The 17,157-nt window shown below is 57.4% G+C and carries 18 protein-coding genes; 8 read left to right on the top strand and 10 right to left on the bottom strand.

What is annotated here, in order from left to right:
• The first annotated feature begins 143 nt into the window (after positions 1–143).
• Together P3T43_RS34415 and P3T43_RS34410 are read left to right on the top strand one after the other, a co-directional pair.
• A complete protein-coding gene (locus P3T43_RS34415) occupies positions 144–1,271 on the top strand; it encodes a molecular chaperone DnaJ (RefSeq protein ID WP_429285457.1) in 1,128 nt (375 codons plus the stop codon).
• A gap of 585 nt (positions 1,272–1,856) precedes the next feature.
• Positions 1,857–2,252, top strand: a complete 396-nt coding sequence (locus tag P3T43_RS34410) for a MarR family winged helix-turn-helix transcriptional regulator (protein ID WP_429285456.1) — start codon at positions 1,857–1,859, stop codon at positions 2,250–2,252.
• A gap of 36 nt (positions 2,253–2,288) precedes the next feature.
• On the opposite strand, the gene P3T43_RS34405 is transcribed toward P3T43_RS34410, so the two are convergent.
• Entirely contained in the window at positions 2,289–2,504 is a 216-nt protein-coding gene (locus P3T43_RS34405; RefSeq protein WP_429285455.1) for a hypothetical protein, read from the bottom strand.
• 570 nt (positions 2,505–3,074) lie between these two features.
• Here P3T43_RS34405 and P3T43_RS34400 point away from each other — a divergent pair.
• Both P3T43_RS34400 and P3T43_RS34395 read left to right on the top strand, forming a co-directional pair.
• A complete protein-coding gene (locus P3T43_RS34400) occupies positions 3,075–3,260 on the top strand; it encodes a hypothetical protein (RefSeq protein ID WP_429285470.1) in 186 nt (61 codons plus the stop codon).
• Between the two features lie 112 nt (positions 3,261–3,372).
• Positions 3,373–3,807: a universal stress protein gene (locus tag P3T43_RS34395; protein WP_429285469.1), complete on the top strand. Its 435-nt coding sequence runs from the start codon at positions 3,373–3,375 to the stop codon at positions 3,805–3,807.
• A gap of 167 nt (positions 3,808–3,974) precedes the next feature.
• On the opposite strand, the gene P3T43_RS34390 is transcribed toward P3T43_RS34395, so the two are convergent.
• Positions 3,975–5,045, bottom strand: a complete 1,071-nt coding sequence (locus P3T43_RS34390; RefSeq protein ID WP_429285454.1) for a sensor histidine kinase — start codon at positions 5,043–5,045, stop codon at positions 3,975–3,977.
• 1,240 nt (positions 5,046–6,285) lie between these two features.
• Here P3T43_RS34390 and P3T43_RS34385 point away from each other — a divergent pair.
• Both P3T43_RS34385 and P3T43_RS34380 read left to right on the top strand, forming a co-directional pair.
• On the top strand, positions 6,286–8,154 hold the full coding sequence (locus P3T43_RS34385) for a chloride channel protein (RefSeq protein ID WP_429285453.1): 1,869 nt from the start codon (positions 6,286–6,288) through the stop codon (positions 8,152–8,154).
• Between the two features lie 87 nt (positions 8,155–8,241).
• Positions 8,242–8,385 (top strand): hypothetical protein, encoded by a 144-nt coding sequence (locus P3T43_RS34380; RefSeq protein WP_429285452.1) that lies wholly within the window; start codon positions 8,242–8,244, stop codon positions 8,383–8,385.
• 173 nt (positions 8,386–8,558) lie between these two features.
• Here P3T43_RS34380 and P3T43_RS34375 read toward each other — a convergent pair whose 3' ends face one another.
• From P3T43_RS34375 to P3T43_RS34350, 6 genes are all read right to left on the bottom strand, one after another.
• The gene (locus tag P3T43_RS34375) at positions 8,559–8,858 is read right to left on the bottom strand and encodes a type II toxin-antitoxin system RelE/ParE family toxin (protein ID WP_429285451.1); all 300 of its coding nucleotides are present in this window, start codon (positions 8,856–8,858) and stop codon (positions 8,559–8,561) included.
• Entirely contained in the window at positions 8,855–9,130 is a 276-nt protein-coding gene (locus tag P3T43_RS34370; RefSeq protein ID WP_429285450.1) for a YlcI/YnfO family protein, read from the bottom strand. The genes P3T43_RS34375 and P3T43_RS34370 overlap by 4 nt, the downstream gene beginning before the upstream one ends.
• A 196-nt stretch (positions 9,131–9,326) precedes the next feature.
• Complete coding sequence (locus P3T43_RS34365; RefSeq protein WP_429285449.1) at positions 9,327–9,689, bottom strand: hypothetical protein; 363 nt, start codon at positions 9,687–9,689, stop codon at positions 9,327–9,329.
• Positions 9,690–9,750: 61 nt separating this feature from the next.
• Positions 9,751–10,440, bottom strand: a complete 690-nt coding sequence (locus P3T43_RS34360; RefSeq protein ID WP_429285448.1) for a M24 family metallopeptidase — start codon at positions 10,438–10,440, stop codon at positions 9,751–9,753.
• 23 nt (positions 10,441–10,463) lie between these two features.
• Positions 10,464–11,489, bottom strand: a complete 1,026-nt coding sequence (locus P3T43_RS34355) for a flavin reductase family protein (RefSeq protein ID WP_429285447.1) — start codon at positions 11,487–11,489, stop codon at positions 10,464–10,466.
• A gap of 2 nt (positions 11,490–11,491) precedes the next feature.
• On the bottom strand, positions 11,492–12,898 hold the full coding sequence (locus tag P3T43_RS34350; RefSeq protein ID WP_429285446.1) for an APC family permease: 1,407 nt from the start codon (positions 12,896–12,898) through the stop codon (positions 11,492–11,494).
• A 142-nt stretch (positions 12,899–13,040) separates the two neighbouring features.
• Here P3T43_RS34350 and P3T43_RS34345 point away from each other — a divergent pair, with 142 nt between their 5' ends.
• Together P3T43_RS34345 and P3T43_RS34340 are read left to right on the top strand one after the other, a co-directional pair.
• On the top strand, positions 13,041–14,513 hold the full coding sequence (locus P3T43_RS34345) for a PLP-dependent aminotransferase family protein (protein ID WP_429285445.1): 1,473 nt from the start codon (positions 13,041–13,043) through the stop codon (positions 14,511–14,513).
• 144 nt (positions 14,514–14,657) lie between these two features.
• Positions 14,658–15,386, top strand: a complete 729-nt coding sequence (locus P3T43_RS34340) for an IS6 family transposase (RefSeq protein ID WP_429285444.1) — start codon at positions 14,658–14,660, stop codon at positions 15,384–15,386.
• Positions 15,387–15,821: 435 nt separating this feature from the next.
• Here P3T43_RS34340 and P3T43_RS34335 read toward each other — a convergent pair whose 3' ends face one another.
• Positions 15,822–16,118: a DUF4148 domain-containing protein gene (locus P3T43_RS34335; protein ID WP_429285443.1), complete on the bottom strand. Its 297-nt coding sequence runs from the start codon at positions 16,116–16,118 to the stop codon at positions 15,822–15,824.
• 940 nt (positions 16,119–17,058) lie between these two features.
• Positions 17,059–17,157: NAD(P)(+) transhydrogenase (Re/Si-specific) subunit beta (locus P3T43_RS34330; protein ID WP_429285468.1), on the bottom strand; the 99-nt coding region annotated here is incomplete at its 5' end.

The following is a 17,157-nucleotide window of genomic DNA, read 5'->3' as shown; positions in this document are numbered from 1 at the left end:
CCACGAGCTCCGGCATAAGTCGATCATTGGTCGGCAACGTGCGCGTGCTCGCTATCACGGCGCGGACGCCAGCGCGTTGCAACCGCGACCTCGGCTAAAATAGCGGGGTGCTCGCTCTCGCATCAACCAGCGGAAATCATCCCATGACCAGGACAAATCTCAGGTCCATCAGCATTGCTCCCGACCATAACAAGTCTCAACTGTCGAAGGGGCAAAAGGCGTTCAACACGCTGATCAAGCAGATCGAAAAGCGGCGCGCCCGGCTGAGTGCCTGGGAGGCTGCAATGCCTGCCTTCCATCGGAAATATCTAAGCGAATTCGCTCCCCTTGAACAAACTTCCATCGAATTGCGGACCAGGCTCGTGCATCGCCTGGACCAGGCGTACGGTCAGAAGGGACTGACCAAATCCGAGCTGCGCACGATTGCAGATTTGATCAGCGACCTGGCAGGTGAGCTGGTCGCCCAGAGCGACGATCCGGAGCTTAAAACGATTTACAACCGATACAGCGAATCCGACTATGACAGTGAAGCCGCCGCCGAGTTGGACGACATGAAATCAGCGCTCGAAGCTATGCTCGGGGTCGAATTGGGCGACGACGTTGATATGAGTTCGCCCGAGGATGTGCTGCAGCGCGCCCATGCGCAAATGGAACAGCTGCAGGCACAAGATGCACTCGAAAACCAGGCTCGGGAAGCGCGCCGCGCCAAACGAAAAAAGACGCCCAGGCAACTCGCAGCAGAGGCACGAGAACAAGTTGAGCAGGCCGAACTGAGCTTATCCATCCGCGAGGTCTATCGCAAACTGGCCAGTGCCTTGCATCCCGACCGCGAAACCGATCCGCAGGAGCGTGATCGGAAGACCGCTCTGATGCAAAGGGCCAACCAGGCATATAGCAAAAACAGCCTGTTGCAATTACTTGAGTTGCAGTTGGAGCTGGAACATATCGACCAAAGCGCCATCAACAACATCGGCGAAGACCGGTTGAAACACTACAACAAGATTCTGAAGGAACAGGTCGGTGAACTTGACCACGAAATCCTGCATGTCGAGAACGGATTCAAGCACAGCTACGGAATTCCACCCTTCATCGATGTGTCGCCCAGCACCATCATGCGCAATCTTGCCGCTGATATCTTCTCGCTGCAGGAGAGCCTCCACGCCCTTGAACGTGACCTGTTCGTATTCGACGACGTCAAGCAACTTAAGGGCTGGCTAAAGTTCGTGAAACGGTCATTAGCCACGCCGCGTTTCGACGATATGCCGTTCTAGGGGAGCTCCGCTCCCATGCTTCTTCCGTAGTGTGGAGAAAACACCGCTTACGAAAGAAGCAACTGACGCAGAACACTGCGAAAGCCGCCACTACGTATTGCCACTGAATTCCGGTGACCGGACGACTAACAAGAACCGATAGCGGCGCAGTGATGAGCATCGCTGAGCCAACAGATAGGTATATAGGCAAAGTGCTAATCATCTATGGTCGCGGAAGTGGCCTGAGATCGCGCTGACTATATCGTGCCAAATCACGCCTGCATAGGCGGCGTCAGGCAGCAACTCGTAGGGGATTCGCTACTTGCCAGACGCCATCAACCCTACCCGAGCAACCTATCTCAATGACCGGTTCAGGGTGACGCGACTGTCTTTTCCGGGTCGTACTCAGCCGACCGTGTCAAGCAGAGGTCGGCCACTTTGAGTCGGTCGCCTAAGAATTGCCAACGTCCCTTGCTCACCTGCCAAGCGACATTCGTAGCACGCGGAGCCGGGAGATCGTGAGTATGATGTCGGATCAACCAGCCCATTCCGATTACGGGAACCTATAGAATGGCGACGCACAGGAAACCAGTAGCTCCGCAGAGTATGCCGGATAAGGAAGACCTCGAAGCGATGTCACTTTTCCGCTATCGATTGCGTCGATTTCTTCGCTTCTCGGAGGAGGTGACACATGCCGAAGGTGTCACGCCTCTGCAGTATCAACTGATGCTGCATGTCCGCGGTTTCCGGGGACGTGACTGGGCCACGGTCGGAGAACTGGCGGAGCGGCTTCAGGCAGCGCCGAATGGTACCGTAGCGCTCGTGTCGCGCTGTGAGGCCAACGGGCTTGTATTGCGTCGTGCCAGCAGGGCAGACGGGCGTCAGGTTGAAGTGCACCTGACGGCCAAAGGGGCACAGTGCCTCGCACGGCTCGCGTCTAAGCACAAACCGGAGATCGAAGCATTCGGTTGGGCGTTCAACCAGACGACTGGAGAAGACTGAAGATCCGCGGATCCGCACGCCGTCAATGTTGCCAGGCTAGCCATCGTCCCTCATCGATCCAAACCGCCTGATCAGTTCCGCGCCTTCCGACGTCAGCTTGAACTCGGCGGCATCAATCGTTGTTGTGACCAGTTCGACCAGACGTTCCCGCTGGAGGCTTGCCACGTCGGGGTCCGAAAGTTCGACCGCGGTTGGCGAAGTGAGTAACACAAACAGCATCGCAATCTCGTGCGGACTGAGCAGTCTCTTCATTCCATACCTCGACAACTATCGTATAGACGGAGTTTGTTCACATCGCTGGGAAAAGGAGGAAGTCTGATGTCGAACACTCGCAAAGCTCGAAATGGACGAACGGGACGGTGACCTGGAGGTGTGATTGTCGCGCCGCGTCGGACACCGTGTCACCCAGAATAAAAAAATGGATCCGGCCTTACGTCCGGATCCTCAAAATCAGCCCCGATACAGGGAATAGGGCTGTCTGGCCACCTCTAGCAGTCCAGTTGCAACGAGCACGCGAGGCCGTGCTCTGAAGGTCCAGTTCCCGCCCGCAAGCATATTCGGACTTGCCGCATTCGAATATCAAGGCACATAGGCTTCTTCGGACATACTGCCAGACGACGATGCCATGAGCCGTTACCACCTGCCCGAATCTAGGATGAAGGGCTTAAGCGAAACTTAAAGACGACATAGGGACAAACCCGCGCGGTTGATCCGGTGTGAAAAATGAGACTCGGCCGTTTGAATGTGCGCCAGATCGCTCATGGAATCTTGCATGTGTCACAGCGTGACATAGAATTGAAGGGTGGATTTCGGGAGGACATCGTGTTCATTAACAGCGACTTCGGGATCAGCTATCTGATCGTGGCTTTTGCCCTACTCGGAATCATTTTCACCGACAGCCTGCTTACAGCGCTGCGTATCGAACGATGGCATCCGAAGCTGCGGAGTGCGGCGCTAGGCACGCTATTAGGCCTGGCGCTGCTCGAGGCCGTTACGGTCTTCGTCTAGCTCGCCCGGCGTGGGTAGGTGGTGGTCGCGAACGTACCGGCAATACCTGTGCGGTGACAACGGATCCGCATGGGTGACGATCTCCGGCGGGTCGTTGGAGGTGATCTGGATAATGGCTCCGTTTAACCGGATTCTTCTTTGTTATGACGGCACCCCCGAAGGGAGGCTGGCGCTACGCTGCGGCTCGGCACTTGCGCGGCAACTGCAGGCCGAAACCCATTTGCTCGCGATTCTAAGTTTCTCGTGGTGTTCAGGGGGTTATGATTTCTTTTCTACGGTGAAGCCCGACATTGACGAAGGCACGGCAAAAGAGATACTCCAGGAAGGAATCGAGAAGCTTCATGCCTGGGGTGTCACGGCGACTGGGCATTTTGCTATTGGGAGCGTCGTTGAAGAAATCGCACGTCTCGCGAACTCACTGAAAGTTGATCTGATCGTTATTGGCCACCATCCCGAAGGCTTCTTCGCACGCTGGTGGACCGGGGAGAATCATACTTCGTTGCTCAATCGTGTGTCCTGCGGCGTTCTGTTCGAAGTGTGCGATTAGCTGGAGGCATCCACCTACTCGTTCAAGGATGGTCCAGAACGTCGCTATGGCAAAAGCCGGAGCCTCTTTCTGAAGAGGCCTCTTGAACCCGTATGGTTCTGTTTGTTCACTGCACGCTGAAGCACAACGAAAAAACGCGCTTGCGTCACGTTCAGTCCTGGCGCGCCCTACACGTCGTCCTGATTTTCGCGGTCAGGTATTGCGGGAATTTCAATTCGTACTATCATGCCAGTCGCCCGGGGCGAACGGGTCTCCAGTTCGACTGTTCCACCATAGCGCCTGGCCAGGGCCCGTGCGATTGGAAGACCCAGTCCGCTCCCGTTGCCTCGGTGCGTTTCATCACGCTGAAATCTTTCAAACACCTGATCAATTTGCTGCGCAGTCATGCCGTGCCCGTCGTCGATGACCAGAATGACCGCAACGTTGTCTATGCACGATACTGTGATATCGACGTGCGCACCTGCACCGCTGTAACGGATCGCGTTGTCGACGACGTTTCTCAGCAGGATCCTGAGATCTGCCTCTGACGCACGGACTTTCACTTCCTGTATTCGACCCGCGCCGAGGTCCACGTCGCGTTGAATGGCGAACGGGAAAAGGTTCGCGACGACGTCATGGACAACCCGGCTCAGCGCAACGTTGGAAACAATATCGCGGGGCGCTTCCCCATCCGCGTTCGCGAGATCGAGGAGTTGTGAGGCAAGTGACGTCAATCGCTCGACGCCTTGCTGCAACTCGGCCAGGCGCTCTTCACGCTGCCCGGTCGGCGCGTTGTTCAGATTGGCAACCTGAACGCTGACGGCCGCAATCGGAGTGCGCAGCAGGTGGGCCGCATTTCGCGTAAATCGCCTGTCTACTTCGCTGCGCGTTGAAAGCCGCACAGCCAAACCATTGATGGTATCGACGATGGGTTTTAACTCGAGCGGCGCATCTCCCGCTTCAACCGGTTTTGGCCGTTCAGGATCAAGCGAAGTGACAAGGTGCTGCAACTGATCCAGCGGGCGCAGACATCGGCACACTATCAGGACATTTGCGGCCGCCAGGAGCAGCAGGGACATGGCAATTGGTGCGACGCAGTCCAGCGGCAGTCCACCGCCCTTCTCATTGTTTCCACTGCGTGCGATGTCTGACCCGGGTGCTGTATCTACGACATCTCCCGCGTTCTGCGGCGCAGCAGTCTCGGCGGATTGGCTGACGTTAGTTTCGAACTTGCGAGCAACCAGGACGGTTCCGGCCATTCCCGCACAACCGACGGTGAGCAATGTGCAGAGTAGCCAAAAGCAAAGACGCCGGCTCAGAGAATTCGCAGCGAATCTTCCATACATAGCGAACTCCTGTACCGGCGGTTCTGATCTGTCTCCATCGCGTTTTGCGACTACGGTTGCGACGCCTGGGCTGCAACCGCCATCTGAGCCTGGACCACAAAACTTAGAACAGAATTAGCAGTTGCAAAGGCGCTGAATGGTGCGAGATAGCGGTGACACCCAGTTCGACAGCAAACTTGGACGTCTCTGCGGCAGATCGACAATGCGTAACAATCAAGCTGGGGACGGGGTTGATCCATCTGCGGCTGGCCGGGTTTAAACGGAGCTGAACGGAACGGACCTGGCGAGTTGCAGGTCGCCTGTTCGTTCAATGAACATCAACCGTTGTGCGCAGCAGGTGCTCGTGTCCTCACCGAGAACAAAGTCTCGCTGCCGGTCACATTGGACGGTCACTTCGAATTTTCGCGCCACGGCCATTCAAACCTGTCACCGCGCAAACGCTTGCTTCGATCGCCCTCGTAGCTTGTATTGTTTAGCAAGGCGCGTGAGAGCGGTGAGCTCCGGTTCGACGGCAACGGTGAATAGGTGATCCGCGCCATGTCCGCCTTCCCGGACACAGGGTCGCTCGTCATCCCTGATGGATCAGATTGAACAGGGCTCACCATCGCGACGTCGATGCCGCGTTCTGCGCGAGTGCCCGCAGAAGTACTCGCAACGGACACGGGCAGGACTATGAGTAACGCTATCAGACACTGTTTCACGCCTTAACTTCCGCAATGGATTGCCTCGTCCGGAGTCTTTCTTTAGAGAACTTGCTGGGGTACTAGAGCCTTCTTGCCGTCGGCCCAAATCGCACAGGCAGGATGGAGTCCTTTATATTCAAACGTGGCATGCCTGTACCGGCACCGGCGTGCCGACTGGTGCCTTGCGCAAACCGTGCCAGAAAACTTTCGTACTTGAAAAAATATGGAAATCTAGCCGACGAAACAGTATGGTAGATCATGAGGTGACATATTACCAATGTCGACCGTAGCATCAGGGGATTGGACCTTGATTCAGGACCAGCAGCCTCCTTTTCGATGGTCGCGATCGTGTTCGTGCTGTACGCCGTGTACTACCATGTTGTTATGCGCGTACCGCCGCGTGAGGCAACAAAGGGCCACGCGCGAGTGAGCCAGCGAACAAACCCGTAGTCCTGTGAGGACACCATACGATGCCGGGCGACTCCGATCAGGCCGATCAGGAAGCGAAAAGCGAGCCGCGCCACGTCAAGGTGGCTCCGCTTCAGCCGCGCGCGGTCACCCATCCAGACGACGATGCTACCGAGCCGGTCGCGTTGCGCTGGCTCTGCTGTCTTGCGTTCGTGGTCGGCATCGTTACAGGGTTCGGGGCCGTTGCATTTCGCGCCCTGATTGGACTCGTACACAACGCGTTCTTTCTCGGCCGCCTCTCGTTCGCGTATGACGCGAGTCACTTTACGGCCGCCTCGCCGTGGGGCGCGCTCGTGATTCTTGTACCCGTACTGGGCGGTCTCGTGGTCACGTGGATCGTCAGCACGTTTGCTCCGGAAGCCAAAGGGCACGGCGTACCGGAAGTGATGGACGCGATTTACTACAAGCGTGGCATGATCCGCCCGGTTGTGGCGGTCGTGAAGTCGATTGCGTCCGCTCTCGCGATTGGTTCCGGGGCTGCGGTGGGGCGCGAGGGACCCATTATCCAGATCGGCTCGGCGCTCGGCTCGACGCTAGGACAGGTCGTGCGGATGAGCGCAGGGCAGCGCATTACGCTGGTGGCAGCGGGAGCTGGGGCAGGCATTGCGGCAACCTTCAACACGCCGATCGGTGGCGTACTGTTCGCCACTGAACTGATGATGCCGGAAATCAGCGTCAATACATTTTTGCCGGTGGCAATCGCGACCGGCACGGCGACGTTTCTGGGCCGACTGTTCTTCGGCGCCGCCCCGGCTTTCTTCGTACCCGCGCAGCTCGGCGCCATTCCGAATCAGCCTGGCAGCGCATTGACCCTGCTTCTTTACGCGTTGCTCGGCGCGGTGACAGGGGCCGCGGCAGCGTTGCTGATTCGTGCGTTGCACTGGGCCGAGGACGCCTTTGACCTCATACCCGGGCATTATCCACGGCACGCATGCGGGATGCTGATGGTTGGCGTGACAATGTACCTGCTATTCCGCTTTGCGGGTCACTATTACGTGGAGGGCGTCGGCTACGCGACGATTCAGGCCACGCTCTACGGTCAGTTGCAGGGCGGCGCCTTTCTGCTGATGCTCGCGGTATGCAAGACGCTGGCTACTTCCGTCAGCCTCGGGTCGGGCTCTTCGGGCGGTGTGTTTTCTCCGTCGCTGTTTATCGGTGCCACACTCGGCGCAGCTTTCGCGTCCGTCGTACAGATAGTCATGCCTGGGGCACCTGTCAGCGCGCCTGCGTTTGCGATGGTGGGCATGGGCGCAATGGTCGGCAGCGGCACGGGCGCCGCGATGACCGCTGTGGCGATGATCTTCGAAATGACGCGTGACTATGACATCGTGCTACCCATGATTCTTGCTGTGGCGTTCAGCCTTGGGACACGTCGGCTACTGTCGCAGGAGAGCATCTACACGCTCAAGCTGGTGCGGCGCGGTCATCCGATTCCGAATGCCATGCACGCCAACATGTTTCTCGTGCAAAGCGCGGGTCAGGTGATGGAAACGGACGTTTTTGTGCTTGATGCCCAGGTGCCTTTTCGTGTCCTGCTGACTCGATCCGAAGGCCCTGCATTTCGCCACGTCGTGGTCACGCGCGAGCATGAAATATTTGGTGTGCTACGTATCAATACGGGTTTGCGGCGTGCGGTCAGCGAGAGCGATTCGGATATCTCGCTCGGGACACTGGCGCAGCGCAATTTCATCGTCGTGCGAGAAAATGAAGTAGCCTTTGGCGTGATCACACGATTATGGAAACAGCACGCGATGATGGCGGTGGTGGTGGGGCGGCACGAGGGCCACGGACCCGACCGCGTGCTCGGAATTATTGCGAAGGAACACATCGCCGACGCTGTAGCGAGCAGCATCAGGATATTTCCCGGCTAGGCGAACCGGTGGCGGCTACCGAGTGGTTGGGGCAAGCCGTCGACGTTGGCAAGGTTCGGGGCGGAGCTTGCTGCGAAGGAGCGACAAGTGAAACTGACGAATGAACTCGATGCCGCACGAAAGCGCATCAGCAAGGCATTGCACCTCGATGCATGGATGGGCGTCTTAATGCTCCTTGAAAGGATGATGGCTGCACTGGCGGGGATGGTGATGGCCTTCGAAGGATTGTAGTTCCGGCTCGAACGGCTCGATCCGAATGACAGGGGCGTGAGTCCGGAGATACTCCAGCCCTACCCTGCAGACGCACCTCAACACGGATGTCCGTCGCTCACAGGGTCCGACGGTTTGCAGCTCCCTATCCTCGACTGCCCGTTGAGTGATGTAACGGGCCAGCAGGCTGTTGCCTAGTGATAGTCATCTTCGCGCTGGTGCCGGACAGCGAGGATAGTCACCATGTTCGCGTCCTCAACCTCGAACAGAACGACATATCCAGCGGAGCCAAATGGCACGATCAGTTCGCGAAGAAAAGGGTTATGTTCGTCCGCCTTCCTGCACGTGAAAGGGAAATGCTCAAGGACTTCAGCAGATTTTCGCAGCGCGTCCAGGGCGCGCTCCGCAGCCGCTATATCGCGGTCCAGCAGATATCTGTAAAGGCGCAGCACATCATGACGGGCACCGGCGGTATAGCGCACACGGTACGTCAATGTTCTTTTCCTGTCGTCTTTGCCGCCTGTAGCATGCTCGCCAGTTCCGCATGCACCTCGTCGGCGTCGAAGTACTCACCCGACCGATAGGCTTCATCGCGCGCGGCCAGACCCCGCGCAACGAATTCCCGCTGGAGCCGGCGCTTCGCAATACTTTCACGGAGCGATGCCTCCATGAACGAGGACAGACTCTCGTTCTCGTTAAGCACTTCTTCTGCAGCCTTGCGCAGCTCGGGCTCTACACGCAGCGCAGGGATTGTTGCGGTCTTCATGGCAAACCCCTCTGTATTGCATTTGCGATACATTTTATCAGCTTACTGAGAGGCGTGGGCGATGAAGTCAAATACGCCAAAAAGCGGCCGATGATCTTGCAAGGCGCCACGTCCAGCCTCGGCGCCCCTGTTGACGTCGACTACTTCCAATCGTTGCGCGCGCGTGCGCACTTCACGCGAATGACGGCTAAGCCCGTCATACGGACAAGGCTGGCCCGGCAGGACGTAAACGACGAAGTGACGCGCTACCTCGTAGACGAAGGATCGGAGCAGGCAGCATCTGCTTCAGGCCCGTCAGCCAAGGATAGGATTTCTCTTCGTACACGCCGATGGGTCCACCAAGGACCACGAGCAGATCGAGACCATCTGCATCGATAACCGACAGATCATCAAGGGCCGCCTCGACGTACCCGATTTCAGCACCGCGCGTCCGTATGACAGCATCGAACGTACCGAGATCTTCAAAGTCGACGTGCCGGATGGCAACCACGTGTTGTAGCGAGCAAGATCGTGCAGACATAAATGGCGGAAAGAATTCGTCAAAGGTCTTGGTCCGCAACCACACCATGGATGCGGACCCTCTCAGGTCAACGCCGTTGCCCCCCGGAAGGGAGCCGTGCTTATTCGAAGTACTGATCCTCGAGCAGCATGTCTTCGAAAAAAGCTCCGTAGTTGAATTTCGGATGTCGGATGTGAATTTCCAGCACCCAGAGCAACCGTGATGGGCAGAAGTCAACATCAGCCAATGGCCCTTCGTATACCGCTGCATGCGGGAACTCAGACACGCGATGGCCAGACAGATCGAGATTCAGCTCCCAGCCCATGCTCTGGGCCCGCTCTACCGCAAATTCGTAAAGCGCTTTACCCGTGCTCCCATCGTCCAGCCATTTTTTGCGCACAATGTGAAAAAGCTTTCGGGCATCTTCAGCACAGCGCGCCATATCCGTGTCGCTTCCAAACACAAACGTATCGCCACCATCGCCCTCCCACCTTTCGAACACTGGGCCGATGTCGACAAACATAATGTCGTTTTCTTTCAGAACGACGCCTGGATCGGAATCTGCACCGAAAGTCTTGGTCGTGTTCGAACCGAAGCGGACGTAGACGTCATGCCAGCCCCGCAGCATCTTGTTGGCAGCGAGTATTTCCTTCGCGATTTCCACGGCGTCCTCTTCCACCATGCCCGGTCGGCAGCGCGTGGCGATTTCGTGGATGATCTTGCGTGTCTTGCCCCGGACCATCAACATCGGTTCTTCCGAGAAATCATCACCGACCTGTTCAAGTTGTAACTGCTCGACTACTGCGTTCATGCGATTGCTCCTTTTTGTGGGGATCATTTAGACAGCAGCTTGATTGCCAGCCCGTCAATCTCTCGGGTGATACGAATCTGGCAAGCCAGACGGCTCAGAGGGCCGACGTCCGGCAGGCAGGCGAGAAGGTTGCGTTCGGCACGCAAGCAAGATGGCACCCGTTCAACCCAATCTGGGTCAAACTCAACAATGCACGTGCCACAAGACGCCTTGCCGCCGCAAACGGACATGATCGGCAGGCCCGCAGAGCTAAGTGCGTCCAGCAGTGACTCGCCGATACGCGCGCTCAGCGCTTTGCCGTCGACGAGCAGTCCGACTATGCGCGGTGTGATCGAACCTTGCTCCGCGCATGCACTACGATCATCGTTACCCTGCGCGGCAGCCGGCTCAAATTCATCAGCGACGAAATCCGCAACAGGGTTGGGGGTTCCTGTTACAAGACGTGCATGGGCATCGGCGATCATTCGCCCATGACCGCAGGCAAGTACATGTGTCGATGCCGGATCCTGCATCTCGCGAGCTGCCTTATCCTGTACATACTCTTTGCCGAGCGTGGACAGAACAGGCACGAAACGAAAGCTGGGAAATCGTGCAACCCAATCTTTCAGCGTGTCTCGCGCATAGAGATCGTCCGCAGCGCGTACGCCCCAATACAGGCTGACTGAACGCGAGGCTTGCTCTGGCAGGAAAGCTTCGAGCATTGCCAGGAAAGGAGCGATGCCCGTCCCCGTCGCAAGCATCACGACCGGGCCGCTGCCCTGCGGAAAGCTAAACGCGCCGAGCGGTCCAGTGATGTCGAATTCATCGCCAATGCGCACTTCGTTCATCACACGATCAGAGAAGCTTCCGCCTGGCCAGCGACGCACGTGCAAGGCTATGCGCCTGTCGCCCGACGGCGCCCGTGCCATCGAGTAACATCGCCGCTCGCCACCGGGACGGGCAATCCCAACATACTGGCCAGGCCGGTAGCCCAGATAGCCGTGCGGACTCAGAACGATTTCCCGCACGTCGCCGGACAACCAGCGGCTCGAATGCAACGTTGCCCGCATCGTTATTGCTCGCCGAACTGGAACTGCGCGTGCATTCGTTCAAGGTCTTCACGAATCGATAGTGAGACGTCAGGCTTGCGTTTATGCAGTGAACCAACCCACAACGCACCGACCGCCAGATAGACGAGATAGGCATAGGGGAAGTATTTAATCGGCGCTGGCGGTACCGGATAAACAGACCCGACGGCCGGGATCAGAAGAAGCACCAGCGAGCAACCGCACAGCACCCAGTCACGGCGCCGCAGTTCATCTATTTTGCGCAGATAAAAAGGAGCACTGAGCGTAATGAGGACATACGGAACCAGGAAACCAAATGCCGCCATGGTTCCCGCCCAGTTGAAGATATCGAGCGCGGCCTGGTGCCCTGTTACGAGCACGGCCGGCACGACGAATGCAATTCCCGCCATGATGGCAATCGCAACGTGCGGCGTGGCGTTCTTGTGATGGGTGTCCGCAATCGCCCCGTGAAAGATGCCATGGCGACCCATCGCGAAGATGACTCGCGAGCCCGCATTGACACATGACAGGCAGAGAGCAAAAAAGCTGACCATGGCGCCGACCGACAGAGGAATCTGCAGCAGCCCCACATGCGCCATTTGAGCCATGACATTCAGCGGCGCGTCGATCTGGTCCAGCGTCTGATGGTAGCCGCGAGTGCCGATAACCATCGCGTAGGTGACGAAGACAAAAAAGGCGCCCGAGATGATCAGGCTCCAGATGACCGCACGCGGAATATTGCGCAGCGGCCTTTTTGCTTCGTCGCCAAAAGCAGTCGCGCATTCGAACCCGACAAGGCTGAAAATCGCAACGACCACGCCCAGCCCAACATTGGACCAGGGCAGCTTCGACACAGCGAACTGCGTCGCGTCGATTGCGAAATGATGCTCGGCGAGCACGATGAGCGACAACGCGAGAATCAGCAGCATGGAGACGCCTTCGAGCACCAGCATCAACATTGCCGAAAGCTGGACGTTTTTCCATGCGAGATAAGACGCCGCTCCAGCGCAACCCGCGAATAGCACAATCGTTGGCACGTCAAGACCAACCATATCGAGCAGTTTGCCCGCGAAAATCGAAAAGCCGGTGATGCCAGCCATTGAAATGCCGAGGTACGCCCAAATCAATGACCAGCCGCCAAGACCACCGGCGGTCAGACCAAGGCCGCGACAGATATAGCTGTACATCGATCCCGACGAGGTAGAACGTTTCGCGAACTGGTTCAGATTGAACGAAACGAACAGCAGCATGACCGTCCCGAGCACGTATGAAAGCCAGCTCCAGTCGCCTGTGTTGCCATACATGACTGGGATGATCAGCGCCGCCGTCATGGTGGGGGAAATCAACGCGATGGCTTGTGCCAGAAGTTCTACAAAGCTCAGGCAATTCGAGCGTAATTGAGCGTGACTCATTTCCCAGCCCCTATAAATGCGCAGCCTGTGTTGTGGGTAAAAAACGCATGATTTGCATTTCTATGAGGGAATGGTAAGGTCGCCACTGGGCCAGATAAAACCTCCAGTTTTTTTATTTCCATGGGTCCAGTTGGAGTTAACCATGCTTAGAACGTGGGACCTGAACATAGTGATCCAGCGGGAAGGCGGCCCAGTCGCGCGCCAGATCGTACAAGCCATCGTTTACGAAATCAGGCGTGGCCGTCTGATGCCTGGTGCGCCTTTACCCGGATCCCGTGAAATGGCGAAGGCCCTGGGCGTCAACCGGAAGACAGTCATCCTTGCTTACGAAGAGCTTTACGCTCAAGGCTGGCTGAAATCCGAAAAGACTCGCGGCACATTTGTCTCGTCGGAACTACCCGAAAAAGGCATTGAGACCCTCAAGCCGGCTGACTCCGGCATCGCCTCTGCCCTGGGCGTACGACTGGCGGGCAGCGGCCCGGACGTTCAGTGTCTCTACAGCGAAGATGGCTACCTCACCTTTGACGACGGCGCGCCGGATACCAGGCTTGTGCCAGTGGCAGAACTAGCGGCGGCGTGGCGTAAGGCGCTTCTGTATGCCTCACAACGCAATAGGCTTGGCTATGGAGACCCTCGCGGCACGAAGCGCATCAGACACGAAATCCTGGGCATGCTCAGCAGTGAGCGAGGTATCACAGCAGGTGAAGACAATATCTGCATAGTCCGTGGCAGCCAGATGGGTATCTACGTCGCGGCACGCGTCCTGGTTCGTCCGGGCGATTGTGTCGTGATCGAGGCACTCAGCTATCCGCCTGCACGCGAAGCGTTTCGTGCAGCCGGCGCTGAAATCGTTGCTGTTGGACTCGATGGAGACGGTTTGAAGGTCGATGAACTGGAGAAACTCTGTTATCGCAAGCGCGTGAGAGCGGTGTACGTCACGCCCCATCATCAGTTCCCCACCACGGTTCTGCTCCCCGCGGCTAGGCGTATGCGCATGTTGGCTCTTGCCGAACAGTTCAACTTTGCAATCATCGAGGACGATTACAGCCACGAGTTTCACTTTACGCATCGACCGATGCTTCCTCTGGCCAGTTTTGACCGCCGAGGTAAGGTGATTTACGTCGGTTCGATGTCCAAGCTGCTGACACCGTCCCTGCGCATCGGCTATCTGATCGCACCGTCGCAGTTCATCGACCGTGCAGCGGCCGAAGTTACGATTATCGACCGGCAGGGCGACCCGGCTACGGAAGCTGCAATCGCAGATCTGCTTGCCAGCGGTGTGATACACAGTCACACGAAGAAAGTGATGAAAATCTATGCCGAACGACGCGACCTGCTCGCCAGCCTGCTTGCGAGCCAGCTCGACGAATGGATTTCGTTCCAGCTGCCCGTCGGGGGGCTGGCACTGTGGGCCGCCTGCAAGGTCGACATTGACATGGACGCACTCCAGGCAGCCGCCGATCGCGAAGGTGTGCGGTTCCTGCCGGCGGGACAATTCTCTTTGAAGAACCGGTCATACCCGGCACTCAGGTTGGGGTTTGGCAGCCTGAATGCCGAGGAGCTGAAAGACGCTGTCGCACGCTTGCGGAGGGCTTTTCTGGCGACGATTCAATAGGTACTCTGGCGCCGTGGAATTAATGGCGTTGATAACTTCTTCGGTGAACCTGGCATCCCCAACCGGCAAACCAGCCGACATTCTTCCCGTGACCTCCTGCAAGGGCAATGTCAAGTTAAGCGCAGCGCCGGTTAGAATGAGGGCATGAAGAAGATCAAGTCGACGTACCACGGTTTTCGCTTTCCTGCAGCGATCATCAGTTGCGCGGTGCGCTGGTACCATCGCTTTAACCTGAGCCTGCGTGACGTCGAGGAGTTGCTGCTCGAGCGCGGCGTGAATGTCACGTACGAATCGGTGCGCAACTGGTGCGACCGATTCGGTGCTCAGTTTGCGCGTTGCGCGAAAGCCGTGCGCGGCGAGCCGGGTTCTACTTGGCATCTCGATGAAGTGTTCGTTAAGCTGCGAGGTGAGCCGTATGTGCTGTGGCGCGCGGTGGACGAACACGGAGCCGAACTGGATGTGCTGCTGCAAAAGCGTCGCGACAAGGCTGCGGCAAAGCGCTTCTTCAGGCGCGTGCTGCAGTCGCATCCGGTGCCGCGCAAGATCGTTACTGACCAGCTGCGCAGCTACCCGGCGGCCAAGGCGGAAGTGCCGGAGTTGGCTGGCGTGAAGCACGTTTTCGTCAAGGCGTCAGCCCGGGTCAATAATCGCGCCGAAAACAGTCGCCAGCCTACGCGTCGGCGTGAACGTCAGATGCAGGGTTTTCGCGACCCGCGGCGCACGCAGGCGTTTCTCTCGCGTTTCGGCCCGATCCGTCAGCACTTCGCCTTGCCACGGCACCGGATGAATGCGGCCCGCCATCGTGCTGCACTCCAGTCGCGTCTTCTCACCTGGCAGGAATGGGCAGGTGTAAGCCACCTCAACGCTAACTAGCAAGGACTCCTTGACGGCGTGGAATAACACACACCATCTCCATCAAGTTGACAATGCCATCGAATCTGTCAGGATCCCGTTGTTTCAGGCTGGTCTCCGACATCGATGAGTAACAGTGACGACATGCCGTCTCAAGCGATTCAACCGTCTCGCGCAGGTATGACGATGAGATGGGGCCACGTCTTCGATATGTGCATTCGTTGCGGTTGGCAAGTCCAATAGCATTTCAAAAAAAGCATTGGACATGCCGCATGTTTCGCCCGAAAAGACTCCATTTCACGGCTCGATGGGCTTCGAGCAGCCACACGGAAATATCCCGCACGCCAGACAATTCCCGCTGCCGCGGGCGATGTAGAGGACAAGCCCCCAAATTTTGAGGGCTTACGGACGCGCGTCCCGCATTGCTGCTCCAAGATGCGAAAACAGCATGCAGATTTAATGCGTCCCGGCCCCCTGTTCCCCAGCCTCTGAGTTCACGGTGGTTACACCACCATAGGAGGTCTGCGCATTTCCACCCACGGCGTCGCCCGCGTGAATCTTGGCCTCGGCGGCCTGAATGTCTGCCGGGTAGTATGGGCTGGCTTTGCCCGGATGATATCCAGCTGCTTCGAGAGCTACCAGCTCAGCCCGTACCTGCTCACGCGTGATCGGCGCACTATTTCCCTGGGCGCTCGCAAGTACCGGCAGAACCACCGTGAGACCAATAACCAGATTTCGGATGTTGACGATCATTTTCATGCTCCTGTGTATCAAAGAGAGTTTGAACGATAGAAAAGGCTGCTTTGAAGGAGTTATTAACTGAATTTCCTCGATGGGCGATTCCTTATTCAGTTCAACGCAGCGTCATTCCGTGGATATCCAGTTACAGCGGGTTCCACCCCTTTGTCTTTTTGCACCCGCTGAACTTGATGATATTTTCGGCAATACCCACCAAGACTTCTACGTACGTCAGGGCATGTCTGTCATAACGTCGTGGCATTGCATCCACACGCAAGTCGTCGACGAACGTCTTCCCTGTAGCATTAGGCGAAATCTACTCATCCAACTCATCCGGCAGCAATCTGATTGCGCATGGGCTGAAACTCAGTGCGCCTGCCGCAGAAGGCTAACAGTGCTGTTGGACTCTCTCGATCAGCGCGCCGTGGAGTGCTGTGTGTGCCTTCAGCCGAAGCCTGAGTCTGCGCAAAGTCGATCAATCACTTTGCCCACCCGTGCATGCGTTTCGTTGCCGGACGTGACTGCGCTGTCAACGTTCTCGATCGCAAGAAGAATCGTTCGCTCGTAGGTGGCCTGCGCAGCGTCCATGCGTGCTTGCGCCGAATGCAGATTCGCACGCACGCGCTGCACATTCGAACCATCCTACGTATTGCCCGGTATGCTCGACCATGCATGCGAACCGGCTGTTATGAGATCCGTACCGTGGCTCGAGAGAAGGCCCAGAAACCCGATCAATCAAGCATGTGGATAGAAGTCGTCCTTCGCAACGCCGATACGCGCCGTCGATGCCGCCAGCCGACGCTCCGCTCCCAGAACGTCAGGTCGACGCGTAGCACGTCCCCTATTGGCCCCATGGGCACGTTCAGCCCACAAGGTGTTACTGTGCGATGGTGATGTGCTCGTCGCTCAGTGTGTGCGCCAGACGCGTTCCGACTTCTATCCAGTTAGCGGCGGCCTACTCGACCGACTTCACCATATCCTCGATCACCTTCTTCGCATCGCCGAAGACCATCATGGTCTTGTCCATGTAGAAGAGATCGTTGTCGAGCCCCGC

Origin of the sequence: Paraburkholderia sp. GAS41, assembly GCF_050436545.1 — a bacterium.
Classification (GTDB): domain Bacteria; phylum Pseudomonadota; class Gammaproteobacteria; order Burkholderiales; family Burkholderiaceae; genus Paraburkholderia.
Note: the sequence above shows the minus strand (reverse complement) of the source record. Positions and strands in the feature narration are given on the sequence as shown.